At 65.8% G+C, this 25,099-nt stretch carries 20 protein-coding genes; 4 read left to right on the top strand and 16 right to left on the bottom strand.

Annotated elements, in window-relative coordinates; genetic code table 11:
- Positions 1 to 18 precede the first annotated feature (18 nt).
- Entirely contained in the window at positions 19 to 1,503 is a 1,485-nt protein-coding gene (locus tag ACGFK1_RS23585) for a flavin-containing monooxygenase (protein WP_393434979.1), read from the top strand.
- Between the two features lie 68 nt (positions 1,504 to 1,571).
- Here the strand turns inward: ACGFK1_RS23585 and metK are convergent, their stop codons facing one another.
- From metK to ACGFK1_RS23520, 13 genes are all read right to left on the bottom strand, one after another.
- Positions 1,572 to 2,780, bottom strand: coding sequence for a methionine adenosyltransferase (gene metK / locus ACGFK1_RS23580; protein WP_393434976.1), 1,209 nt, complete (start codon positions 2,778 to 2,780; stop codon positions 1,572 to 1,574).
- A 124-nt stretch (positions 2,781 to 2,904) separates the two neighbouring features.
- Positions 2,905 to 4,158, bottom strand: a complete 1,254-nt coding sequence (gene coaBC / locus ACGFK1_RS23575; RefSeq protein ID WP_393434973.1) for a bifunctional phosphopantothenoylcysteine decarboxylase/phosphopantothenate--cysteine ligase CoaBC — start codon at positions 4,156 to 4,158, stop codon at positions 2,905 to 2,907.
- Positions 4,159 to 4,203: 45 nt separating this feature from the next.
- A complete protein-coding gene (gene rpoZ, locus ACGFK1_RS23570) occupies positions 4,204 to 4,530 on the bottom strand; it encodes a DNA-directed RNA polymerase subunit omega (RefSeq protein ID WP_393434971.1) in 327 nt (108 codons plus the stop codon).
- 59 nt (positions 4,531 to 4,589) lie between these two features.
- Positions 4,590 to 5,150: a guanylate kinase gene (gmk, locus tag ACGFK1_RS23565; protein WP_393434968.1), complete on the bottom strand. Its 561-nt coding sequence runs from the start codon at positions 5,148 to 5,150 to the stop codon at positions 4,590 to 4,592.
- Positions 5,151 to 5,210: 60 nt separating this feature from the next.
- Positions 5,211 to 5,534 carry an integration host factor, actinobacterial type gene (gene mihF, locus ACGFK1_RS23560; RefSeq protein ID WP_067811067.1) on the bottom strand — a complete coding sequence of 108 codons (324 nt, stop codon included), beginning with the start codon at positions 5,532 to 5,534 and terminating at the stop codon, positions 5,211 to 5,213.
- Positions 5,535 to 6,213: 679 nt separating this feature from the next.
- A complete protein-coding gene (pyrF, locus tag ACGFK1_RS23555) occupies positions 6,214 to 7,032 on the bottom strand; it encodes an orotidine-5'-phosphate decarboxylase (protein WP_393434964.1) in 819 nt (272 codons plus the stop codon).
- Positions 7,032 to 10,370, bottom strand: a complete 3,339-nt coding sequence (carB, locus tag ACGFK1_RS23550) for a carbamoyl-phosphate synthase large subunit (RefSeq protein ID WP_393434961.1) — start codon at positions 10,368 to 10,370, stop codon at positions 7,032 to 7,034. Before carB ends, pyrF begins: the two co-directional genes overlap by 1 nt.
- An 86-nt stretch (positions 10,371 to 10,456) precedes the next feature.
- The gene (gene carA / locus ACGFK1_RS23545) at positions 10,457 to 11,581 is read right to left on the bottom strand and encodes a glutamine-hydrolyzing carbamoyl-phosphate synthase small subunit (protein WP_393434958.1); all 1,125 of its coding nucleotides are present in this window, start codon (positions 11,579 to 11,581) and stop codon (positions 10,457 to 10,459) included.
- Positions 11,578 to 12,078 (bottom strand): transporter, encoded by a 501-nt coding sequence (locus ACGFK1_RS23540; protein WP_393434955.1) that lies wholly within the window; start codon positions 12,076 to 12,078, stop codon positions 11,578 to 11,580. The genes carA and ACGFK1_RS23540 overlap by 4 nt, the downstream gene beginning before the upstream one ends.
- A gap of 101 nt (positions 12,079 to 12,179) precedes the next feature.
- Positions 12,180 to 13,472 (bottom strand): dihydroorotase, encoded by a 1,293-nt coding sequence (locus tag ACGFK1_RS23535; RefSeq protein ID WP_393434952.1) that lies wholly within the window; start codon positions 13,470 to 13,472, stop codon positions 12,180 to 12,182.
- Positions 13,469 to 14,413, bottom strand: coding sequence for an aspartate carbamoyltransferase catalytic subunit (locus ACGFK1_RS23530; protein WP_393434949.1), 945 nt, complete (start codon positions 14,411 to 14,413; stop codon positions 13,469 to 13,471). Before ACGFK1_RS23530 ends, ACGFK1_RS23535 begins: the two co-directional genes overlap by 4 nt.
- Positions 14,414 to 14,441: 28 nt before the next feature.
- Complete coding sequence (gene pyrR, locus ACGFK1_RS23525; RefSeq protein WP_393434946.1) at positions 14,442 to 15,029, bottom strand: bifunctional pyr operon transcriptional regulator/uracil phosphoribosyltransferase PyrR; 588 nt, start codon at positions 15,027 to 15,029, stop codon at positions 14,442 to 14,444.
- Between the two features lie 84 nt (positions 15,030 to 15,113).
- Entirely contained in the window at positions 15,114 to 19,061 is a 3,948-nt protein-coding gene (locus tag ACGFK1_RS23520; RefSeq protein ID WP_393434944.1) for an Ig-like domain-containing protein, read from the bottom strand.
- On the opposite strand from ACGFK1_RS23520, the gene ACGFK1_RS23515 reads away from it, so the two are divergent.
- The 3 genes from ACGFK1_RS23515 (at position 19,048) to ACGFK1_RS23505 (ending at position 22,145) form a co-directional block, all read left to right on the top strand.
- Positions 19,048 to 19,596 carry a hypothetical protein gene (locus ACGFK1_RS23515; protein WP_393434941.1) on the top strand — a complete coding sequence of 183 codons (549 nt, stop codon included), beginning with the start codon at positions 19,048 to 19,050 and terminating at the stop codon, positions 19,594 to 19,596. The genes ACGFK1_RS23520 and ACGFK1_RS23515 overlap by 14 nt on opposite strands.
- A 140-nt stretch (positions 19,597 to 19,736) precedes the next feature.
- Complete coding sequence (locus ACGFK1_RS23510) at positions 19,737 to 20,942, top strand: serine hydrolase domain-containing protein (protein WP_393434939.1); 1,206 nt, start codon at positions 19,737 to 19,739, stop codon at positions 20,940 to 20,942.
- The gene (locus tag ACGFK1_RS23505; protein WP_393434936.1) at positions 20,943 to 22,145 is read left to right on the top strand and encodes an FAD-dependent monooxygenase; all 1,203 of its coding nucleotides are present in this window, start codon (positions 20,943 to 20,945) and stop codon (positions 22,143 to 22,145) included.
- Here ACGFK1_RS23505 and ACGFK1_RS23500 read toward each other — a convergent pair.
- The 3 genes from ACGFK1_RS23500 to ACGFK1_RS23490 are packed head-to-tail and all read right to left on the bottom strand — an operon-like array spanning position 22,130 to position 25,024.
- Positions 22,130 to 22,405 carry a hypothetical protein gene (locus tag ACGFK1_RS23500; protein WP_393434933.1) on the bottom strand — a complete coding sequence of 92 codons (276 nt, stop codon included), beginning with the start codon at positions 22,403 to 22,405 and terminating at the stop codon, positions 22,130 to 22,132. The genes ACGFK1_RS23505 and ACGFK1_RS23500 overlap by 16 nt on opposite strands.
- A 13-nt stretch (positions 22,406 to 22,418) precedes the next feature.
- Entirely contained in the window at positions 22,419 to 24,056 is a 1,638-nt protein-coding gene (locus ACGFK1_RS23495) for a LuxR C-terminal-related transcriptional regulator (RefSeq protein WP_393434930.1), read from the bottom strand.
- Positions 24,032 to 25,024, bottom strand: coding sequence for a hypothetical protein (locus ACGFK1_RS23490; protein WP_393434927.1), 993 nt, complete (start codon positions 25,022 to 25,024; stop codon positions 24,032 to 24,034). The genes ACGFK1_RS23495 and ACGFK1_RS23490 overlap by 25 nt, the downstream gene beginning before the upstream one ends.
- Positions 25,025 to 25,099: the final 75 nt, after the last annotated feature.

Here is a 25,099-nt window from a genome sequence, read left to right as displayed (position 1 = left end):
GAGGTTTACATTCGGTATATGTCCTCCGTGCCCGATTACGACACCGTCATTGTGGGCGCCGGTTTCTCCGGCATCGGCACCGCCATCAACCTGGACAAAGCCGGCCTCGGCGACTACCTGGTCGTCGAGGCGGCCGACGGGCCCGGCGGCACCTGGTACTGGAACACGTATCCCGGTATCGCGGTTGACATTCCGTCATTCTCCTATCAGTTCTCCTTCGAGCAGAGCCCGCGCTGGTCGCGGACCTACGCACCGGGACGCGAACTGCAGGCCTACGCCGAGCACTGCGTCGACAAGTACGGGCTGCGACCCAGGATTCGGTTCAAGACCAAGGTGCTCGGCGCGGACTTCGACGACAAGCACAACCTCTGGCACATCCGCATCGATCCCGGCGGCGAGGTGACGGCCAGGTTCCTGGTCAACGCCTCCGGGGTGCTGATCACGCCGAAACTTCCCGACATCGACGGAGTCGATTCGTTCGCGGGCGTCACCATGCACACCGCACGCTGGGATCACAGCCAGGACCTGACCGGCAAGCGCGTCGCGGTCATCGGCACCGGTGCGTCAGCGGTCCAGGTGATTCCCGAGATTGCGCCAATCGTCAAGCAGCTGACCGTTTTTCAGCGCACCCCGATATGGTGCTTTCCGAAGTTCGACGTGCCGTTGTCGGCGTGGACCAAGCGGCTGATGCGGCTGCCGGGCGGGCACACGGTGCAGCGGCTCCTCAGCCAGGCCTATGTCGAGCTCACGTTCACGCTGCCCGCGCAGTACTTCACCATCAACCCGATGGCCAAGAACATGGCCAAGGCCGGCGAGGCGTATCTGCGCAAGCAGGTCAAAGATCCTGAGGTGCGGGACAAGCTGACGCCGCGATATGCCGTCGGTTGCAAGCGGCCCGGCTTCCACAACACCTATCTGTCGGCGTTCAATCGCCACAACGTCCGGCTGGTCACCGAACCGATCGACAAGATCACCGGGTCCGGGGTGGCCACCGAGGACGGCGACAGCCACGACATCGACGTGCTGATCCTGGCGACCGGTTTCAAGGTCATGGACACCGACGAGCTACCGACATATCCGGTTACCGGTCCTGGCGGCCGGTCGTGGAGCCGCTACTGGGACGAGCACCGCCTGCAGGCCTACGAAGGCGTCAGCGTGCCCGGCTTCCCGAACTTCTTCATGGTGTTCGGGCCCTACGGTTATGTCGGAAACTCCTACTTCGCGCTGATCGAATCGCAGACGCACCACATCGTGCGATGCCTGAAACAGGCTCGGCGCAAGCACGCCAGCCGCGTCGAGGTGACGCAGGAGGCCAACGACCGCTACTTCGCCGAGATGATGCGTAAACGCCACCGACAGATCTTCTGGCAGGACAGCTGCAGGCTGGCCAACAGCTACTACTTCGACAAGAACGGCGACGTGCCGCTGCGGCCGGCCAGCACACTCGAGACGATCTGGCGCAGCCGCCGCTTCCCGCTAGCGGATTACGAATTCAGTTCCTAGCGCGAGCAGACGTAAAACTGCCCTATTTCGTCGACAAAAGGTCAGTTTTGCGTCTGCTCGGCAAGCAACTAGACGGCGGCCTTCAGTTCGTCGACCTTGTTGAGCTGCTCCCACGGCAGTTCGACGTCGGTGCGGCCGAAGTGGCCGTACGCCGCGGTCTGCGCGTAGATCGGGCGCAACAGATCCAGGTCGCGGACGATCGCGCCGGGTCGCAGATCGAACACCGACGTGATGGCCTTCTCGATACGGGCCGGGTCCACGGTCTCGCTGCCGAAGGTCTCCACGAACAGTCCGACCGGGGCCGCCTTGCCGATCGCGTAGGCCACCTGCACCTCGACGCGCTCGGCCAGGCCGGCTGCAACCACGTTCTTTGCCACCCAGCGCATCGCGTAGGCGGCGGAACGGTCCACCTTTGACGGATCCTTGCCGGAGAACGCGCCGCCGCCGTGGCGGGCCCAGCCGCCATAGGTGTCGACGATGATCTTGCGGCCGGTCAGGCCGGCGTCGCCCATCGGGCCGCCGAGCACGAACTTGCCGGTCGGGTTGACCAGCAATCGGAAGTCAGAAGTGTCCATCGTGTCGTGGTTCAGATCGGCCAGCACGGTGTTGACGACCTTCTCCCGGATGTCCGGGGTCAGGGTGGCGTCCAGGTCGATGCCCGCAGCGTGCTGCGTCGAGAGCACGACGGTGTCGAGACGCACCGGCGTCGTGCCGTCGTACTGCACGGTGACCTGTGTCTTGCCGTCGGGCCTCAGGTAGCCAAGCACGCCGTTCTTGCGCACCTCGGTCAGCCTGCGCGACAGGCGGTGGGCCAGCGCGATCGGCAACGGCATCAGCTCAGGGGTGTCCTTGATCGCGTAGCCGAACATCAGGCCCTGGTCGCCGGCGCCCTGGGCGTCCAGCGGATCGCCTGCGCCCTCGACGCGGGTCTCGTGCGCGGTGTCGACGCCCTGGGCGATATCCGGCGACTGCTTACCGATACCGATGTTCACACCGCAGGTCTCGCCGTCGAAGCCCTTTTCCGACGAGTCGTAGCCGATGTTGAGGATGCGGGCGCGCACGGTGTTGGTGATGTCGGCGAAGGCCTCCTTGGCCTGTGTGGTCACCTCGCCGACGACGTGTACCTGGCCGGTGGTGACAAGGGTCTCCACGGCGACCCGCGATTTCGGATCGTCGGCGAGCAACGCGTCCAGCACCGAGTCGCTGATGGCATCGCAGATCTTGTCGGGGTGGCCCTCGGTTACCGACTCACTGGTAAACAGCCGAGCATCGCTCACGGTTCGAACCCTTTCCGAAACTTAGTCAATCGAATTATATGCCTGCCTCGGTGCAGCCAAGCGTGCGCCTCCCGCTCGCGCAACCCTTGTCTGGAGCCTGAAGCTGCGCTCGCTTGTCCTGCCGCTACCCGCCGTTGTTGTGCAGGAAGGCCACGATCGCGTCCACAATACGGCTGGCCATCAGAGTCTTCGAACCGTGCTCCAGTGCCGATTCGGTTCCGTCCGACGCAAGCAGCCAGCCGTCGTTGCTGTCGACTTCGAACGCCCGATTCTCACCGACGGCATTGACCACGAGCAAATCGCAGCCTTTCCGTTTCAATTTCGAGCGGGCGTGGAAGAGCACATCGCCGTTCGTGTCGCCCGTTTCGGCAGCGAACCCCACGATGGCCCGCATGTTGGGCAGCTGGCCGTCGGCACGAGCCCGCACGGCACCGGCGAGCACGTCATCGGTGCGGGTCAGCTCGATGACGGGGGCCGCCGCATTGGGATCGGCGGACTTCTTGATCTTGCTGGTCTGCACGTTGGTCGGCCGGAAGTCAGCGACCGCGGCGGCCATCACCAGCACATGCGCATCGGGCGCGTGCTTCGAGACGGCGTCTTTGAGCTGTGCGGCGGAGCCGATGTGGACGACCTCGACACCAGCCGGGTCGATCAGCCCGGCCGTGTTGCCGGCGATCAGCGTGACCTCCGCGCCGCGCTGCGCCATCACCCGCGCCATCGCGTAGCCCTGCTTGCCCGAGCTGCGGTTGCCGATGAAACGCACCGGGTCGATCGTCTCGCGGGTGCCCCCGGCACTGACCAGCACCTTGACGCCGGCCAGGTCGTAAGGCAGCGCATCGCCGCGTTCGAGCAACAGCCCGGCGAGCGTGGTGATCTCCTCGGCCTCCGGCAACCGGCCAGCACCGCTGTCGGCTCCGGTGAGCCGGCCCGAGGCGGGCTCCAAAACGATTGCGCCCCTTCGCCTCAACGTCGCGACGTTGTCGACAGTGGCGGCGTGGAACCACATTTCGGTGTGCATGGCGGGTGCGAACATCACCGGACAGCGCGCGGTCAGAAGCGTCGCGGTCAGCAGATCGTCGGCGCGTCCCGCCACCGCGCGAGCCAGCAGGTCAGCGGTGGCAGGCGCCACCACCACGAGGTCGGCCTCCTGGCCGAAGCGAACGTGCGGCACCTGATGGACGTCATCCCAGACGCCGGTGTGCACGGGGTTGCCGGACAGTGCCTCGAACGTCGCGGCGCCGATGAAGCGCAGCGCAGACTCTGTCGGCACGACGCGAACGGAGTGTCCGGCTTCGGTCAGCTGGCGGACGACCGTGGCCGCCTTGTACGCGGCGATGCCACCGGCGACGCCGACGATGACCCGCTTGCGGTCCGTCACCGGATCGGTCGCTCTTCGCCCAAGTGGCTCATCGTCCGGCCCTAGCTACTCGCCCTCGGTGTGCTCGAGCAGGTCTTCGTGGATCTCGCGCATTGCGATGGACAGCGGCTTTTCCTGCAGCCCGGGTTCGACCAGCGGACCGACGTACTCGAGGATGCCGTCGCCCAGTTGGTTGTAGTAGTCGTTGATCTGGCGCGCCCGCTTGGCGGCGTAGATCACCAGCGCATATTTGCTCGATGCGCGGGACAGCAGTTCGTCGATAGGCGGGTTGGTGATGCCCAACGGCGTGTCGTACGCGCTGGCTGTGATACCGCTGGACGGGTCGAGGTCGTCCACAGCGGCCAGTGGCGCGTCGGCGTGCGGGGTGCTCACGAAAAAATCTCCTGGGGTTTAGGTGGCTCTCGGGCGGGATGGCGTCCGGCGACGGGCGCTCAACGAGTCCCGCCCACCAGCAAGGATACCAATTCGTTGCAGGCGGATTCCAATTCACTGTTCACCACGACGACATCGAAGTCGCCCTGCGCGGCCAATTCCGCCCTGGCGGTGGCGAGTCGGCGGGCCATCACCTCGGCCGATTCGGTACCCCGCCCCGTCAATCGGCTCTCCAGCTCTTCCCAGCTGGGCGGCGCCAGGAACACCGTGGTGACCTCCGGCATCGCCTCCTTGACCGCCCGCGCGCCGGCCAGGTCGACTTCGATCAGAACGGGCCAGCCCGCCGCCTTCGCATCGCGGACGGGTGCCGCTGGCGTGCCTGATCTATGGAGTCCGCCGTGGATTTCCGCCCATTCCAGGAGTGCGCCGTCATCGATCAGCTGCTGGAACCGCTCGGCGGTGACGAATGTGTAGTCCACGCCGTCGACCTCACCGGGACGGGGCGCCCTGGTGGTCACGGACACGGAGAAGTGCAGGTCGGGAATCCTTTCCCGCAGGCAGCGGACGACTGTGGATTTCCCGACGGCTGACGGGCCGGACAGCACCACGACGCGGCTCATCGCAGAACTCTGCTCTTCGCGCGAGCGCTCATCGCTGTCCGGCCCCCCGGCCGGGGTTCACTAGTCGCTGGTGAAGTCGAACTTCTCCAGCAGCGCCTTGCGCTGACGGTCGCCCAGGCCGCGCAGCCGGCGGGTCGGGGCGATCTCGAGTTCGGTCATGATCTCCTGCGCTTTGACCTTGCCGACCTTGGGCAACGCCTCCAGAAGCGCAGAAACCTTCATCTTGCCCAAGACCTCGTCGGTCTCGGCATCCTTGAGCACCTGCTTGAGGTTGGTGCCGCCGCGCTTGAGCCGATCCTTGAGTTCGGCACGTGCTCGACGTGCGGCAGCAGCCTTCTCCAACGCTGCCGCGCGCTGTTCGTCGGTCAACTGGGGAAGGGCCACGGGTTCCTCCGTCTCGTCACCATGATCTGTTTTGTCTCGGCTGACCTAGAAACTTCCTAGAACCAGCCAGCGTGGACGACCGTACCCACGCAATCTGACGAAAGCGAACCCCACCCCCTGGTTGTTGGGTCAAAAGCCCAGCGTGTAGTGCGCGCGCACGGGCTGCAGGCATCGGCGTTTCACCGACCCCGAAGGTCGGCGTTTCTCACAGGTTCAGCGGAAATCCCTGCATTTCAAGGGTTTTCGTGTTTTGTGTCGGCCGTCACAGTTTCGGCTGGGCCGTGAGCTGGCGCGCCGGCCCGGATCAGGCGGCCGGCGAAAAATAAATTTTCCCTGGTCATGGTGTGTCGGGCGTGTCGCAGCCGGTCGGTTGACAGGTAACCGGCGACGAGGTTGGGCATTCAAATAACATCGCTGTGACTTCTGCGCCGGGTGTGGCAGAAGTTGTCAACTGTGGCGGAATTTCCGCTCGTGGGGACTCCTCATTCGACAACTACAGTGCGTAGTAGATAGCTGGGGCGAGGCGTACTAGTCGGGGGACGACTCATTGCGACGGGCTTTTCGGGCATCGCCGGCACTGGTCAGCGAACCTGCACTGCCACCGGTCATGCTCGCCGCGGCCGATCGGGCACCGAACCGATCGGGTTTGTCTGTGCCAAACCCGTTGCCACGGTGCTGGTTACGCCAGGTATGCCACTGCATCGCGGTAGCGCTCGGCCGCGGCCCGCAGGGCGGCCGCATCCGGACCCGCCCGCAGCACGTCGCGTGACACCGCGGGCAGCAACTGCCCACGCTGGGCCCCGCCGAAGCCACCGAGCCGGTCGGGTTGCCCTCCCTGCGCACCGACGCCCGGCACCAACACCGGACCGCCGAGTGCGCTGAGGTCGGGCGGCGAGGTCAGCGTGGCGCCGACGACGACGCCGACCGAGCCGGGATCGGGCGACGACGCACGGTTGATCGCGGCGGCGCAGTCCACGATCGACTGCGCGACTGTGCCCGCGTCGGTCTTCGCCAGCTGGACGCCTGCGCCCTCCGGGTTCGACGTGGCGGCCAGCACGAACACCCCGCGGCCGTGCGCCGCCGCGGTGTCGAGAAGCGGCTGCAGTGAGTCGAAGCCGAGATACGGCGACGCTGTCACCGCGTCCGCCGCCAACGGTGAGTCGCCGGCCCAGGCGTCGGCATAGGCGGCCATCGTCGAGCCGATGTCGCCGCGTTTGGCGTCGGCAAGCACCAGCACACCCGACGACTGCAGCGCGGCGATGGTGCGCTCGAGCACCGCGAATCCTCTGGCGCCGAACGCCTCGAAGAACGCGACCTGCGGCTTGACGATCGCGAAATCGGCGAAGGCTCGCACACAGATGTCGCTGAACCTGGCCAGGCCGTCGCTGTCAGCCGACAGCCCCCACGCGTGCAGCAGTTCCTTGTGCGGGTCGATGCCCGGGCACAGCGGCCCGCGCCGCGACACGGCGTCGGCCAACCGCCGACCGAACCCGTCCACTACGGCCCTAGCACGCTGTGCAATTCCTGCAGTGACATCACACCGATGTCGCCACGAATGCCGGCCTCGATGCCCTGCACGGCCGCGGACGCGCCCTGCACGGTGGTCACACACGGGATGTTCATCGACACCGCGGCCGAGCGGATCTCATAGCCGTCGATGCGCGGGCCGGAGTTGCCGTAGGGCGTGTTGATCACCATGTCGACCTCGCCCGCCCTGATCGCGTCGACGGCCGACAGTTCCGGACGTCCCTCGCTGGGCTCTTCGAAGTGCTTGCGCACCTCGTCACAGGGAATGCCGTTGCGTCGCAACATCTCTGCGGTCCCCTCGGTGGCCAGCACCCGGAACCCGAGATCCGCCAGCCGCTTCACCGGGAACACCAGTGAGCGCTTGTCTCGGTTTGCCACCGAGACGAACACCGTGCCGTTGGCGGGCAGCGAACCGTAGGCGGCGGTCTGGCTCTTGGCGAACGCGCTGCCGAAGTCGTGGTCGATGCCCATCACCTCGCCCGTCGACTTCATCTCCGGGCCCAGCAGGGAGTCGACCTGGGCACCGTCGGTTTTGCGGAACCGGTTGAACGGCAGCACTGCCTCCTTCACCGCGACCGGCGCGTTGCGGGCAGTGGTGGCACCGTCGCCCGTCTTGACCAAGATGCCCTCGTCGCGCAGCTGCGCAATGGTGGCGCCAAGCATGATTCGCGCGCAGGCCTTCGCGAGCGGCACGGCCGTGGCCTTGGACACGAACGGCACCGTCCGGCTGGCACGCGGATTGGCCTCCAGCACATAGAGCACGTCGTCTTTGAGTGCGTACTGCACGTTGAGCAGGCCGACTACTCCGATGCCGTGGGCGATCGCCTCGGTCGCCCGCCGCACCTGCTCAATGTCGCTGCGGCCCAAAGTGACTGGCGGAAGCGCGCATGCCGAGTCACCTGAGTGGATGCCGGCTTCCTCGATGTGCTCCATGATGCCGCCGATGTACACCTCGGTGCCGTCGCAGAGCGCGTCGACATCGATCTCGATGGCGTCCTCGAGGAACCGGTCGACCAGCACCGGATGCTCGGGCGACAACTGGGTGGCGCGGGTGATGTAGCGCTTCAGGGTTTCTTCGTCGTAGACGATCTCCATGCCGCGACCGCCGAGCACGTATGACGGCCGCACCAGCACCGGATAGCCGATGTCAGCGGCGATGCGTCGCGCCTGCTCGAAGCTGATCGCCGTGCCGAACCGCGGCGCGGGCAGTCCCGCGTTGGTCAGCACTTCGCCGAACGCGCCTCGGTCCTCCGCCAAGTCGATGGCCCTAGGACTTGTGCCCACGATCGGCACGCCCGCCTGTTCGAGGCGTTCAGCCAATCCCAGCGGAGTCTGCCCGCCGAGTTGCACGATCACGCCGACGACGCCGGGCCCCTTCCTACCAGAAACGGATTCGGCGTAGTAGATCTCCAGCACGTCCTCGAACGTCAGTGGTTCGAAGTACAGCCTGTCCGCGGTGTCGTAGTCGGTGGACACCGTCTCGGGGTTGCAGTTGACCATCACGGTCTCGAAACCGGCCTGGCTCAACGTGGTCGCCGCGTGCACGCAGCTGTAGTCGAATTCGATGCCCTGCCCGATCCGGTTCGGGCCGGAGCCGAGGATCAACACCTTCGGTTTCTCGGCCTGCGGGGCGACCTCGGTTTCGGCGGCCGGGTCGAGTTCGTAGCTGCTGTAGTGGTAGGGCGTCTTGGCCTCGAACTCGGCGGCACAGGTGTCGACGGTCTTGAAGACCGGGTGAATGCCGAGCCGCTGGCGCAGCGCACGCACGCCCATTTCGCCCGCCAATTCTGGTCGCAGCGCCGCGATTTGGCGGTCCGAGAGACCGAAGTGCTTGCTGCGGCGCAACAGCGCCTCGTCCAACACGGGCGCGTCCAGCAGTTCGGCGCGCAGCGCGACGAGCCCGGCGATCTGCTCGACGAACCAGGGGTCAACGCCAGACGCCGTCGCCACCTGCTCGACCGTCGCGCCCAAGCGCAGAGCGAGTTCGATGTCGTACAGCCGACCGTCAGTGGGCGTCTTGAGTCGCTCGAGCAGCTCGTCGACAGACAGCTCGGGGTCGGGCGCGGTCCAGAACCCGGCGCGGCCGGTCTCCAGTGAGCGCATCACCTTGCCGAGCGCCTCGATGAAGTTGCGGCCCAAAGACATCGCCTCGCCGACCGACTTCATCGTGGTGGTCAACGTGGGGTCGGCGCCGGGAAACTTCTCGAAGGCGAACCGCGGCGCCTTGACCACGACATAGTCCAGCGTCGGCTCGAAGCAGGCCGGGGTTTCCTTGGTGATGTCGTTGAGAATCTCGTCGAGTGTGTATCCGATCGCGAGCTTGGCGGCGATCTTGGCGATCGGGAAGCCGGTGGCCTTGGAGGCCAACGCCGACGACCGCGATACGCGGGGATTCATCTCGATGACGATGAGCCGGCCGTCGGCGGGGTTGACGGCGAACTGGATGTTGCAGCCGCCGGTGTCGACACCGACCTCGCGCAGGATCGCGATGCCCAGGTCGCGCATCGTCTGGTATTCGCGGTCGGTCAGGGTCATCGCGGGCGCCACGGTCACCGAGTCGCCGGTGTGCACGCCCATCGGGTCGACGTTTTCGATCGAGCAGACGACGACCACGTTGTCGTGGTGGTCACGCATCAGCTCGAGCTCGTATTCCTTCCACCCGTAGATGGATTCCTCGATCAGTACGTTGGCGCTCGGCGACGCGGCCAGCCCGTCGCCCGCCATCCGGTCGACGTCCTCAGCGGAGTACGCCATGCCAGAGCCGAGTCCGCCCATGGTGAACGACGGGCGCACCACCACCGGGAGCCCGAGTTCTTCGACGGTCTCCCGGACTTCGTCCATGCTGAAACACACGCGGGAGCGCGCGGATTCGCCACCGACCTTGGCGACGATGTCTTTGAAGCGCTGACGGTCCTCGCCGCGCTGAATGGCCTCGAAGTCCGCGCCGATCATCTCGACGTTGTACTTCTCGAGCACGCCGTTCTCGTACAGGGCGACAGCGGTGTTCAGCGCGGTCTGTCCGCCGAGCGTGGCCAGGACGGCGTCGATCCTGTTGCCGCGCTCCGCTTGCTGCTTGATGACCTTCTCGACGAATGCGGCCGTGATCGGCTCGACGTATGTGTGGTCGGCGTACTCGGGATCGGTCATGATCGTCGCCGGGTTGGAGTTGACCAGGCTCACCTGTAGGCCCTCGGCGCGCAGCACACGGCAGGCCTGGGTGCCGGAGTAGTCGAATTCGCAGGCCTGGCCGATGACGATCGGCCCAGAGCCGATCACCAACACGTGGTTGAGGTCATTGCGCCTCGGCATCTAGTGCTCCCCTTGTGCGCGAGCGACCGTGTTTGTACACGACACGCCGTAGATTTCTGTACAAAAGCGGTCACTCGCCACGGGAATCATCGCCCTCCGCCCATCAGGTCGACGAACTGGTCGAACAGGTATTCCGCATCATGTGGACCGGCAGCCGCCTCGGGGTGGTACTGCACCGAAAACGCGCGGCCGTCAACGAGTTTGATGCCCTCGACGACGCCGTCGTTGGCGCAGGTGTGGCTGACCTCAGCGGCGCCGAACGGGGTATCAAACCGCTCCCCCGCCTCGCCCTCTAAAGCGAACCCGTGATTCTGCGCGGTCACCGCGACCCGCCCGGTGGCGTGATCGATCACCGGCACATTGATGCCGCGGTGCCCGAACACCATCTTGTAGGTCGACCGGCCCAGGGCCCTGCCGAGGATCTGGTTGCCGAAGCAGATGCCGAACAGCGGAATGCCCGCGCCGAGCACCTCGCGGGTGACGCCGACGATGTGGTCGGCGGTCGCCGGATCGCCAGGTCCGTTGGACAGGAACACTCCGTCGGGGTTGAGGTCGGCGATCTGATCGAACTCCACCGTCGACGACAGCACGTGGCTGCGGATGCCGCGTCTGGCGAAGTTGCGGGGCGTGTTGGTCTTGATCCCGAGGTCGATGGCGGCGACGGTGAACCGTTGCGCCCCTTCGGGTTCCACTGTGTACATGGTGTCGGTGCTGACCTCGCCTGCGAGGTTGGCTCCTAGCATCGAGGGCTGGTTGCGGACCCTGGCGAGCAGTTCATCAGGGTCGGCGAGCGCGCCACCGGAGAACACACCGGCCTTCATCGAACCCAGGCTGCGCAGGTGTCGCACCACGGCGCGGGTGTCGATACCCGCGATCCCGACGATGCCCTGCCGCACCAGTTCGTCCTCGAGCGTGCCGGTGGCCCGCCAGTTCGACGCGCGCGGTGACGGGTCACGCACCGCGTAGCCGGCCACCCAGATCTTGTCGCCGCGGCTCTCGGCGTCCTCGTGGTTCCATCCGGTGTTGCCGATCTGCGGCGCCGTCGCGACGACGATCTGCCCGTGGTAGCTCGGGTCGGTCAGGGTCTCCTGGTAGCCCGACATTCCGGTGGAGAACACGGCCTCCCCCAGCGTCTGCCCGACGGCGCCGAACGGGGCGCCGGTGAAGATGCGGCCGTCCTCCAGGACAAGCACTGCCTTGTTCGACGTCACGCGGCGCCCTCCAGCCACCGGTCGTACTCGCGGCGGTCGTCGGCGCGGAATCCGGTGTCGATCTGGGCGCCCGACGGCAACCGCCACCGAATAGCCAGGATTCCTTCGTGCGTCATCACCTTGCCGGCCAGGCCCTTCTCCGTGCGGATCGCCTCGATCGCGTCGTCGGGTATCCAGATGGGCCCGGCACCGGTGCGCTGCAACATGATTCCTTCGGGATAGCGGGTCAGCACTGCCTTGGCGCGATAGCCGAGGTCACCTACCGCGATGCGGTCCAGCCAGTTGGGCGTCAGCGTGCTGCCGACGTAGAGGCCCTTGGTCGCGGAAATCAGCGCCGGACCGACGGTATCCGGTAGCTGCGGCAACGTGCCAATCAATTGTGCCTGACGCTGGGCTCGATGCAGCCAGCCGCGCATCATCTGCCGGATCACCAACGCGATCAGCACGGCCAGCACCGCGGCGATCACCAGCATCGTGACGAGCGTGCCGGTGTTCATGCGCGATCCGCCTGCGCTACTCGCTGGGTGTTCATGCGCGATCCGCCTGCGCTACTCGCTGGGTGTTCACGCGCGATCCGCCTCCGCTACTCGCTTGAAGTTCATGCCGGGCTCTTCCCGTCCCGCGCGGTCACCTTGCCGCGCAGCATCGTCAGGGTGACGGTGGCCGGCAATTCCATCGATTCGAACGGCGTGTTGTCCGACCGGCTGGCCAGCGCGCCCCCCTCCACGGTCCAGGTGGCGTCGGGGTCGACGACGGTCAGGTTGGCCGGTTCGCCGATCTCCAGTGGCCGGCCCTGATCAGGCAATCCGACTATGCGCGCCGGGTTTTCACTCATCACCCGAGCGACGTCGCGCCACGTCAGCAGCCCGCTCCGCACCATCGTCTCGACCACCACGGACAGCGCGGTCTGCAGGCCGAGCATGCCGGGGCGCGCGTGCGCGAACTCACACATTTTTTCGTGTTCGGCGTGCGGGGCGTGGTCGGTGGCGACACAGTCGATCACGCCGTCGGCAAGCGCCTGGCGCAGCGCCGCGGCGTCTGAGGCCTCACGCAGGGGTGGGTTGACGCGGTTGCGGCCGTCGTAGGTGGCCAGTCGACCGTCGTCGAGCAGCAGGTGATGAGGTGTGACTTCGGCTGTGATCGAAATGCCTTGTGATTTCGCCCACTTGATGATCTCGACCGTCCCTGCAGTGGACGCATGGCAGATGTGCACCCGCGCTCCCGCGTCACGGGCCAGCAAGGCGTCGCGCGCGACGATCGACTCTTCCGCCGCGCGCGGCCAGCCGGCCAGCCCCAGCCGAGCCGCGTTGGGCCCCTCGTGCGCGACGGCCCCGACCGTCAGGCGCGGCTCTTCGGCGTGCTGGGCGATCAGCACACCCAGGCCGGTCGCATACTCCAGAGCGCGCCGCATGATCAGCGGGTCGTCCACGCAGATGCCGTCGTCGGAGAACATCCGCACCTGTCCGACACCCCCGGCCATCAACCCCATCTCGGTGAGCTGCTTGCCCGCCAGCCCCATCGTGACCGCCCCCACGGGGTGCACGTCGACCAGCCCGACGTGTTGGCCGCGGTGCCAGACGTGGTCGGTGACGACCGAACTGTCGGCGACCGGGTTCGTGTTGGCCATCGCGAAAACCGCGGTATAACCACCCAAAGCAGCTGCGGCCGAACCTGTTTCGATATCCTCGGCGTACTCCCGACCCGGCTCCCGGAGGTGGGTGTGCAGGTCCACGAAGCCAGGTAGCAGCACCTGGCCGGTGGCATCGAAGACATCGGCGTCGTCGGGCGCGGTCAGGTCCGGCCCGATGTCGGCGATCTGGCCGTCGGCGGCAAGCACGTCGACGCGGTCGCCGTCGCCGTAGAGTCGCACCCCTCGAATCAAGACACTCATACGCCGACCGCCTCCTCCGCGCCGACCAACAGATGGAACAGCACAGCCATCCGGATGTGCACGCCGTTGGAAACCTGTTGCAGCACAGCCGATTGCGTGGAGTCAGCCACCGAAAACGCGATCTCCATGCCGCGGACCATCGGCCCCGGATGCAGCACCACGGCGTTGCCGGGCAGCTTCGCCTGGCGTTTCTCGGAGAGACCGTAGAGCACCGAGTACTCGCGGGCGGACGGGAAGAAGCCGCCGTTCATCCGCTCCGCCTGCACGCGCAGCATCAGCACCGCGTCGGCGAGGGGCAGTTCGGCGTCGAGGTCGTGCGAGACGGTGACCGGCCAGTCGGTTACCCCGACCGGGAGCAGCGTTGGCGGCGCGACAAGCACCACTTCGGCACCGAGGGTGGCCAGCAGCAGCACGTTGGACCGTGCCACCCGGCTGTGCAGGACGTCGCCGACGATCACCACCCGCTTGCCCTCGATGCTGCCGAGTCGCTGCCGGATCGTCAGCGCGTCGAGTAGCGCCTGGGTCGGATGTTCGTGGGTGCCGTCGCCGGCGTTGATCACCACAGGACCCCCGTGCTCGCCGGCCGTCCACTCGGCAAGCTGCTGGGCCGCGCCGGAGGCGGGGTGGCGGATGATCAGCGCGTCCGCCCCCGCCGCCCGCAGGGTCAAGGCGGTGTCGCGCAGTGATTCCCCTTTGGCCACGGACGATCCCGACGAGCTGACGTTGATGACGTCGGCGCTCATCCACTTTCCGGCGACCTCGAATGACACCCGGGTGCGAGTGGAGTTCTCGTAGAACATCGTGATGATCGTCCGGCCGCGCAGAGTCGGCAGCTTCTTGACCTCGCGGCCGAGCAGTGCCTGGCTGAAGCGATCGGCGTCGTCGAGGATCGCTAGCGCGTCGTCGCGGGACAGGTCGCCGGCCGACAGCAGATGCTTCATGATTGTGTCCTCTTCGCGCGAGCGCTCATCAACGGGCCGGCCCTCCTTGGGGTGCCAGAGTGATGCCGTCGGTTCCATCTATTTCGGAGAGCCGGACCTTGACGTTCTCGCTGCGCGACGTCGGCACGTTCTTGCCGACGTAGTCGGCACGCAAGGGCAGCTCCCGGTGCCCGCGGTCGACGAGGACGGCTAACTGCACGGCGCGCGGCCTGCCGATATCACGCAGCGCGTCGAGCGCAGAACGGACCGACCGTCCGGTGTAGAGCACGTCGTCGACGAGGACCACCAGCGCACCGTCGATGCCGCCCTGGGGGATCGAGGTGTCTTCGAGCGGGCGTGGCGGCTTGGAGTCGAGGTCGTCGCGGTAGAGCGTGATGTCCAGCGCGCCGTGCGGAATGGTGACGTCCGCGAACTCTTTGATCTTGGCGGCCAGCCGGGTGGCCAGCGTGACGCCCCTGGTCGGGATTCCCAGCAGGATGACGTTCGGAGAACCGGCTGGATCATCCAGCGCGGTCTTTTCGATGATCTGGTGGGCGATGCGGGAGATGGTCCTGCCGACGTCTGCCGCGGACATCAATTCCCGGTCGGTGCCTGATGAGGCTGCACTAGAGCCCAAGTGACCCTGACCTCCTTCTCCGCCTCTCTGGACGGATCGTTAAAGGACGTCGAACTTCGCGGGCAGCTTAGCACCGGTGGTCGGTTACACCGCTATTGACCCGACCGTGACGGCATACATCTTTCCGTCGGCGTAGTCGGTCACGTAGACCGACCCGTTCGGGCCGACGGTGATGTAGCGGGCGAACGCGGGCACGAAGCCGGTCCAGTAGTCGGGAAGAATCACGATCGGGCTGCGGCCGCCGGTGGACTGGTCGGTGCTGAACCTTCCGACTGGCATGTTGGTCGTCCTGTCGATGACGGTGACGGTCATGTTGTCCGAATTCGCCACGTAGAGGTTGTTCCCACTGACCACCACATCCTGTGCACCGAGGGGCACCAGAATTCGTGCGATCTGCTTGTTGTAGTTGGGACTGGTCAGATCCGTGTCGATCACTGCCACTGCGCTGTAGCCGCCGGTGATCATCCAGTTCGATCCGGTGGAGTCGGTGAAGAAGGATCCGGAGGGCTGACCGCCGACGCCGCGCTGGGCGATCGTCACGCCGTACGTGACGTATGCGCGCTTGCCGTCGGGGCTCAGCGCAACGTTGCCGACGCTGTTCGTGTACTCCTGGTAGGAGCCGTCTCCGGTGAACACAGGGCCGACCGTCACATTGGTGGCCGACATCGTCGTCGTGTTGATGACAGTCAGACTGCCGCCCTGGGTTCCGTACAGGCGCGTGCCGTCTGGGCTGATTTCCAAATCGGTGAAGACCCCGAGTGGATTGGTACGCAGAAGGGTGTTGGCGTCGTTGGTGGTGTCGAACACGCTGATTGTGCCGTCAGTGGCATTGACGTAGAGGCGGTTTGGACTTGCGACCACCTCGGCGACCCGGTTCGGGTAGGTGAAGGTGTAGTCGTAGTAGCCGTCGTAGTAGCTGCCGTCCTGTACAGGCACGGTGATAGTGCTGATGACCGTATTGGTGTTCGGGTCGATCACCGACACCGTGTTGGACAGCGAGTTGGTCACGTAGACGCGCTGGCGTTGAGTGGTGTCCACCGCTGCGACGCTGATTGGACCAGAGCCCACGTCGATCGTCTTCACGACTTGCTTGGTCGCAGTGTCGATCACCGTTACGGAGTTGCTGTCATAGTTGACGACGTACGCATTGTTGTTCTTCAGAACGGCTACGCCACTTGGGCCGGTTCCGACGTCGACCGCGTTGTTCGTCGTCGGCGAGGTCGGCGGCAATGCAGCAGCGACTTGCACTGTGACCGTCGTGTTGACCGCCGCGGTCCCGTCGGTGACGTTGACGCTGAAGGTGTCGTAGTCCAACCCCGGGGTCTGGGCTGCCTGTGTCCGCGCCGCCTGGCTCGGGGTGTACGTGAAGTATCCGCTGCGTTGGTCAAACGTGACGGTGCCGCCTTGCGTCGGCGGCGATGCAACTGTGTAATTCAGCGTATCGCCATCGGCGTCTTGAACATTCACATACCCGGTAACGGTTCCAGTGACGGGGTCGACGGTGCGTGGAATCGTGCTACCCGGCACCCACGGTGCCCGGTTGGTCGTCTTCACGGACTGCATTATCGGAACCGTGAACGTGACGGAGTCGGAGGACTGCCCGTCACTGGCGATAACGGTGATGGTCGCAGAATCCCCACCTTGGGATGCGGCGGCGGCCGCACGAGCCGCCGCGGTCGGTGTAAAGGTGTAGCGCGAGCCCGAGAAGGTGACGGTGCCGCTGTTCGGCTGCACAGGGACGCTGTACGTCATCGGATCACCATCTGGATCAACGAAATTCAATGATCCGGAGACGGCACCCGACGAGTTGACGATGGTGTCCGCCGATGGCGTCCCGGCCACCGGCGCATGGTTGGGTGAGTTGGGCGGCAGGATCGGAACCGCGAACGTCACCGGTGTGGACAACTGACCGTCGCTTGCCACCACCGTGATACTCACCGCATCGGGGCCCTCCGAAATCGCCGCCGCATCGCGAGCGGCCTGATTGGGCGTGAACGTATACCTCGATCCGACGAGTGTGACGGTGCCGCTGGGGGGTTGTGTCGGGACACTGTACGTCATCGGATTTTGGTCGGGGTCAGTGAAATTGAGCAATCCCGAGATTGCGCCGGTAGTGCCGTTCTGCGTATCGATCGAGGGGGTTCCGGCCTGCGGCGCCCGGTTGGGCGTCGGCAGAACGGAAACAGTGATAGCGCTGGTTGTCACCGAGGCGCCGTAGGCGTCGGTGGCGCGGATGGTGAAGCCATCGGTTGCCGGCGTCTGGGCCGCGGCGTCGCGGGCCGCCTGTGTGGGCGTGTACGTATAGGTGCCCGCGGACGCGTTGAACGTGAGCGTGCCCTTCGTCGGTGCCGCGACGACGCTGTAGGACAGCGGATCACCGTCCCAGTCCTTGATGTTGACCGATCCGGTGATTGCGCCCATCGAATCTGCTGTGCCCACCGTTGGATTCGTGATTGCCACCGGTGCCGTGTTGCCCCGGTTGAGCTTGACTACCCGTACGGCTTTGTCGGCCATGTCGGTGATGACCAGGCTTCCGTCCGCGCGCACCGCGACGATGTGGTAGTTGGTCTCCGGGACGGCGTCGATCTGCACCGTGTTGATCACGGTGCGCGTCTTGGCGTTGATCACACTGAGCATGTCGTTGCCGTTGGCCACGTACAGCACACTTCCGTCCGTGCTGAACGTTATTCCCGCCGGTTTGGAGCCCACCGGAATCGCCGATCCCTCGAGCTTGTTGGTGGCGATGTTGATCACGGATACGGTATTCGACCCGCTATTCGTCACGTAGGCATAGCCATCGCGGATCGCGATCATCTCCGGCGTGGTCCCGACCTTGATCGAATCAACCGTTGTCGTCGATGGATTGGCGTCGATCAGCTTGTAGGTGTTGAGATCGACCACCGACACCGAATTGCCTGCGCGGCTGACCACATACAGCCGAGGCTGCCCGTTGACCGTGGTGAAAGCGATGCCGCGCGGATAGGCGCCAACCATGATCGCGTCGACGGCCGCGGTGGACGGATTCACGTCAACGACCTTGTTGGTGGTGGTATCGATCACCGAGACACTGCTGGACCCGTAGTTCGTGACATACAACCGAGTCCCTGTGTCGTTGAGCGCCATGAATTCGGGGCTCGTACCCACCTTGATCGAATCGACCGTCGCAGTCGACGGATTGACGTCGACGACTTTGTTGGTGGCGGTGTCAATCACCGACACCGTGCCGCTGGTTCGGTTGGTGACATAGACCTTTGAGCCGTCCGCGTTGGCGAGCACGCCGGTCGGCGCCGTACCGACAACGATCGCGCTGCCGACTACCGCACCCGTGGTGGTGTTGACGACCGTCACCGTATTGGTGCCCTGATTCGCCACATAAGCCAGATCACCCACCAGCGCAACGCCGTACGGATTCGCGCCTGTCAGGTTCGACGACGACGCCTGGTTCGCCAACACCGCCGGGAGTTTCGGCACGGTGACACTCACGGGCGTGACGCCGCCCTGGCCGTCATCGACGGTGACCGTGAACGTGTCGAAGTCCGGCGCCGACGTCGTCGCCGAAGCCAATCGGGACGCCACCGTCGGCGTGTAGCGGAACTGCCCGCCGCCCAAAGCCTCAACCGCTCCGCCCGTCGGCTGTCCGGACACGCTGTATGTCAGCGCATTGCCGTCGGCATCCGACGCGTTCAGAGCGACGACGACCGCTCCGGTGCCTTGATCGGGCGCACTCACTGCGGGAGCCGCCGTCGGCGCAGAATTCGGCACCGCGGCCGCCATCATCAAACTCGTCTGCGATGTATCGGCGGTTTTCGTCAACGTCCCGTCCTCGACCAAACCCTGTTTGGTCTGCCGACGCATCGCCGCGAGGCCGATGAGCGTGAGCGGCGAGTCACCCGGTATGGCCGGAGCGTCGCCGTCCGCCGCCGGCGCGAGACCGACGGCCGACAACAGGTCAGACTTCAACGGTGTCACATCAAAATCGGTCGCAGGCTTGACCTTCGGTGCATCCTGCACCGAAGCGATGCCCAGCGTCACCGACGTCGATACCGGCGCCGCGTCGGCGACCGACCCGACTGTGGATGCCGGATCGTTCGCCGGCTCAGACTGCGGTTTCGTCGGTTCCGCGCTGCGGGCGCTCGAATTCCCATCGGTGGAATCGGTGGTATTCGACTCGGTGCCGCTCGAGCGGACGCTTGACGCCTTCTTCTTCGGTTTCTTCGCCGAGGTCACCTCGTCCGATCTGTCGGTGCCCGCGTTTTTGCCTTTCGTAACGGCCGTTGTCGTGGATTTCTTGCTGTCGCCCGAGCCGTCGACGTCCTTGTGCACGACTGTGCCGGAGCCGCTGTCGGTGTCCCCTTCGTGCTCCCCGTCGGCTTCGTTCGACGCAGAGGACTGGGACGACTCGGAGGAGTCCGGTGACGACGGCTTTGCATCCGCCGGCGCTGACGACGACGAGTCCGTCGTGGAATCCGATGTGTCTGCCCACGCCGACCCGGGCGCTGTCGCGACCGCAACCCCGACTCCCAACGCCACTGCCAAACCACCAACCCGGCCGACGTACTTGGCGTAACCCATGCCGACACCCATCACGACCACCTCTTTGTCTCGAGCCGAAACAGCAGCTAGCGCCGCTTTACTATGGTCAGTCGCTGGCAGCGAACAGGATTAGGTAGTCGCATACTCGATTTCGCACTGGGTACGCTGACGCCGATGAAGCTCGACTCGAACCAGGCGTCCATCCGCGAGTCCATCGATGCCGGCCTACTGGCAGGCGCAGTCACGCTGGTCTGGCGCTCCGGCGAGGTGCTCCAGGTCAACGAACTCGGCCACCGCGATGTGCACGCCAACCTCCCGATGCAGCGCGACACGATTTTCCGGATCGCGTCGATGACCAAGCCCGTGACGGTCGCCGCGGCCATGTCCTTGGTAGACGAGGGCAGGCTGGCCCTCACCGATCCCGTCGCCAAGTGGCTGCCCGAGCTGGCGAACATGCGGGTGCTCGACACCCCCGGTGGGCCGCTCGACAAGGCGCATCCCGCGCGCAGACAGATCACCGTCGACGACCTGATGACCCACCGCAGTGGGCTCGCCTACTTCTTCTCGGTGACGGGCCCACTGGCGAAGGCGTATTCGCGGATCTCGCCGCGGCAGAACCCCGACCGCTGGCTGGCCGAGGTCGCCGCGTTGCCGCTACAGCATCAGCCGGGCGATCGCCTGACCTACAGCAACGCCACCGACGTTTTGGGCATTCTTCTGGAACGCATCGAAGGCAAGATCCTGCAAGATGTTCTGCGGGAGCGGGTGTTCGAGCCGCTCAAGATGGCGGACACCGCATTCTTCGTGGCGGCCCGCAATCGCGGTCGACTCGCCACGATGTACAAGCTCGAGGACGACGACGCCCTCAGTCATGACGCGATGGGTCCGCCGCCCATCGCCCCGCCGCCGTTCTGCATGGGCGGTGCGAATCTGTTCTCCACCGCCGACGACTATCTGCGGTTCGCTCGCATGCTGCTGGCCGGTGGCGAACTCGACGGTGTGCGCGTGTTGTCCGAGGCGTCGGTGCGATTGATGCGGACCGATCGGTTGAGCAGCGAACAGAAACAGCACCCGTTCCTCGGTATGCCGTTCTGGATCGGCCGCGGCTTCGGATTGAACCTGTCGGTGGTGACGGACCCGACCAAATCCCGTCAGCTGTTCGGGCCCGGCGGTCTCGGCACCTTCAGTTGGCCAGGCGCTTACGGCACGTGGTGGCAAGCGGATCCCAGCCAAGATCTCATCCTGATCTATCTGATTCAGAATCTGCCGAACTTCGGCGCCGAAGCCGCGGCCGCGGTGGCCGGAAATACCGCTTTGCTGAAACTTCAATCAACACAACCGAAATTCGTCCGCCGCACCTACCAAGCCCTTGACGTCTAGATGTCGTCCATTCTGATCAGTGGAGCCGGTATCGCAGGGCCCGCACTCGCGTTCTGGCTGACCAAACGCGGTCATCACGTGACCATCGTCGAAGTCGCCAACGGGATTCGCCCTGGCGGACAGACGGTCGATCTGCGGGGGGCGGGCGGCGATGTGGTGAACCGCATGGGGCTGATCGACCAGATGCGTCAGCGGTCGCTGGACCAGCGCGGTGTCGCCTGGATCAAAGCCGACGGCAGACGGCGCGCAGAGATGCCGGTCACCGCGTTCAACGGCAACGGCTTGGTGTCCAAGCTCGAGATCCTTCGCGGCGACCTGGTCGAGGTGCTGTACCAGGCCACCGAAGACCGGACGGACTACCGCTTCGGCACCCGTATCGACGAACTCAGCCAGACCGCTGATGCGGTGACGGCGGTGTTGAGCGACGGATCGACGATGTCCGTCGATCTGGTCGTCGGATGCGACGGCCCGCATTCCGCGGTGCGGCGGTTGGCATTCGGGCCCGAGGACCAGTTCGTCAAGCCGCTCGGCGGATACAACGCGTGGTTCACCGCGCGGGACACCGTCGGCCTCGACGGCTGGTATGTGATGTATCAGGCCCCAGGGCTGAACGCGTCCATGCGGCCGTCACACGACCCGGCGCTGTGCAAGGCCGGTCTTGCCTTCCGCTCCCAACCCATCACCTATGACCGGCGCAACGCTGAAGAGCAACGCACCTTGCTCGCACAGCATTTCGCGGGGGCCGGTTGGCAGTGCGACGCGCTGCTTGCCGCCGCCGCGACTGCCGACGACTTCTACTTCGACGCGTTCACCCAGGTGCACATGCCGACCATCTCGCAGGGCCGCGTCACGCTGGTAGGCGACGCCGGATACTGCGCCTCGCCGCTCAGCGGCATGGGCACCAGCCTCGCCCTGGTCGGCGCTTACGTGCTCGCAGGGGAACTCGGACCTGCCGAAACCCTTGACGCTGCCCGCATCGACGCAGCCTTGGGCAGCTACGCGGTAATCATGCGGCCCTACATCGACCGGTGTCAGGACCTACCCAACGGCATCGACGGCTACCTGCCTAAGTCTGCGAGCGATATTGCGATCACCGCACAAGTGATGAAGTGGATGCAACGCTGGCCGTTCCGCCCGGTGGCCGAGAGGAAATGGTTCACCACCGCCGACGCCATCGAACTGCCGGACTACCCGGCGGTCTGACCGCAGCCCTCCGCGGCAAGCAGCTTGGCCTCGGCGATCCGGTACACGCCGTCCAGGGCCGCCTCCTCGACACCCACGTATTCACTGACCACTTCGGGAGCGACGCCGGCATCCCTCAACCGCAGTGCCAGCGAGTACGGCAACGGCAGCTTGCGCAGAGCGCGCTCATGCGCAGTCAGTTCATCGTCCACCTCGTCAGCTTGCGCCGACTTCGTGGACAGGCAGTAGGTAGCCGCATACTCGATTTTCTCGGACGTCATTTCTGCACAGTCGCTAGGGCGGAGTGGCGCCGGTGGGCAGCATCGCGGCCAGTTCCTCCCGGTCGGCCGCCCCGGTCTTGCTCATTGCGCGGTAGATGTGGCCCTCGACGGTGCGCACCGAGAGCGTCAACCGCTCGGCGATCGCACTGGAGGACAACCCGAGGCCGATCAACGCCGCGATCTCGCGTTCGCGGTCGCTCAGCGGCAACGACGTGGTTGCCCTCCGAAGCGCTGGTGTGCTGGCGTCACCGCATCGGCGCGCCAGTTCATTGGCGCGCGCCGAACACGTCAACGCCGACCCCCTCCGGCCCGCGCGGCGATGGGCCAGCGAAGCGTGCGCCGCGGCATCCATCGCCGCGATGAGATCGCCGATCTTCTCGAAGTCCTCTGATACCGCGAACAGCTGGGCCGTATCATCGCCGGACAGCGCTTGAGCGAAGCGAGCGGCCAGTTCGGCACGCGGGCCCTCCACGATGTTCGCCAATTCGCTGAGACGCGGCCCGTGAGAGCAGTCCCCGAATTGCGTCGCGGTCTGCAGGCACATCACTTCGGCGCCGAACTGCGCATTGCGCCTTGCTGTTTCGGCTCCCGTTACCGACTCGCCGACGGCCGTGCTCACCGCCTCCTGCGCAGCGGCCACCCACGCCCGCGCGATCGAGTACTCATAGTCCAGATACCGCCAGGCGGGATGGCGTCGCTCCTCCAGCGCGGCCAACGCCCGGGATGCCTCTGCCGCCGTTCCACGCTTTGCGACCGTCGTTGTCCGCGAGATCTGACACCGATAGCCCCAGCCATTGGACATACCGGGGTAATTCTCGACCAACCGATCGTGAAGGAGGGAATGCGCCTCATCCAGCGAACCCGCGCCAAGCGCGGCACGCCTCGCGACGGCGCCGATGACCGCGATGTACGGCTGGGTGACCGCGAGGGCTTCCCCCGCCCTGCCGCGAATCAGATCCGCTACCTTCTGCGCTTCGGCTATCCGACCGGCCAACACCAGCGCGCTGACGTGCGCGTCGGCGATGATGACGAAGGAGCGCATCGGAATGGGATATCCGGCGACTGCGGCCGCCACCGCCTCGTTCGTGCGCCCCGCTTCACCGCGGGCCACGGTGACAGCCCAGGCCGTCGCCCGCGCCGCGACCGTGTCGGGCAGGCGGCCGAAATCCCAATCGTGTGTCGGGACGGCCACCGCCGTGATCTCCCCCATCGCGGCCGCATACAGACAACGAAAGGCCTCGATCCAACGGTGCGCTTCCGGCGGCACCGCATCTGACGCGTCGTCGATCAGTCGAAGTGCACCTTCGGGGTCTCTGAGAGCGAAAAGTCGGTTGAACGCTCGCAGGAAGGCGAGTCTGGCTCGGTCGTCGCCCGTCGCGTCGCGCGGTGGGATGTTTTTCAGTACCTCTTCGGCGTCTTCGCCGCGGCCGAGCCACGTCAGCGCGTATGCGCGAATGAAGTGCGCTTCAGCGCCGCCTCCCGCAGCAACAGCGGCGCGCGCCAGTCGATCGCCCCAGGATGCTGCGCTCGTGAGTTGGGTCGACGAGTCCACGCCGACCAGCCAAAGGGCGCCCCGCGCCGCTCTGACCAGAAGGTCCGCATCGGGGGGTAGATCGGATTCGAGGCTCAACGAAGCGCGGCGAACCAGCACCTGAATGTCGTCACGGTCCTCGCACGCGCGAGTTCGGCGGCAACCAGGCCGCGCAGCCGACGCAGCCGTGTGGCTGCCGCCCTGTTCCTGCGGACCTCACCGTAAAGGGGGTGCGCGATTCGAACCTCGATCCGGCCATCGATGTTGTTCAGCGTGATGAGGCCGCGAGTGTCCGCCTCTTCGACCGCTTCGGCGTCGGTGATCCTGGTCAACGCGCCGAGTTCGAGCGGTTCGCCGACGGCGATCGCGTCGACGACGTCACTGACCGCCGCCGGCAGGCGGCCCATCCGCGAATCGATCAGCTCGATGAGGCCCGGCGGTAGAACCGCGTCGCCGAACCATCGCCAGTCGCCGTCCCGCAGAGCCAGCCTGCCGTCCTCGATCTCCCGTTCGACGATGTTGCGCAGATACAACGCATTGCCACGGGTGAGCCGCCACAGTCGAAGCGCGGCTTCTGAGTCAACAGGGCCGCCCAGCATTGCGACCAGCAGCGCCTTCGTCTCCTCGAGCGACAGCGGCTGCAGGTCGAGACGATCAAACTGCGCTGCACGCGAAACATCTTGTACCGCAGCGGGGATCGGCTCACCGTCGCGCACGGTGAGGACCACTTTGGCGGCCCTTCGCTGGACTACCTGATGTATGACGAACGCGGACAAATCGTCGACGAGATGCGCGTCGTCCACCCCTAGCACCACGGGCGTGCCCGGCGGAGCGGCGGTCAGCGATTCGATCGCACCCCGAACAAGCTCCAGACTGTCGGTCGACGACGAATCAGCCCAGGCCGCCAACACACCCAGCGGCAGCGCCTTTGCCGAGGACGTCCCGACCGCCCACCGGACTTCGCATCCGTCGGCGGCGGCGGCTTGCAGTGCGTCCCGCGCGATTCGGCTCTTGCCGACGCCCGCCGCGCCGTGCACGACTATCCCGGCAACATCTGGTTCGGCGATCGCGGCTGCGATCGTTCGCATCTCCTCAGTGCGTCCTGTCAAGGGCCACGCAAAGCGCACAGATTTAGCCTAGAAGGCACCACTGGATTGCCGCAC

This window comes from Mycobacterium sp. NPDC048908 (genome assembly GCF_043197955.1).
Lineage (GTDB): Bacteria > Actinomycetota > Actinomycetes > Mycobacteriales > Mycobacteriaceae > Mycobacterium.
The sequence above is the reverse complement of the archived record's forward strand: the minus strand, read 5'-3'. Positions and strand labels throughout refer to the sequence as shown.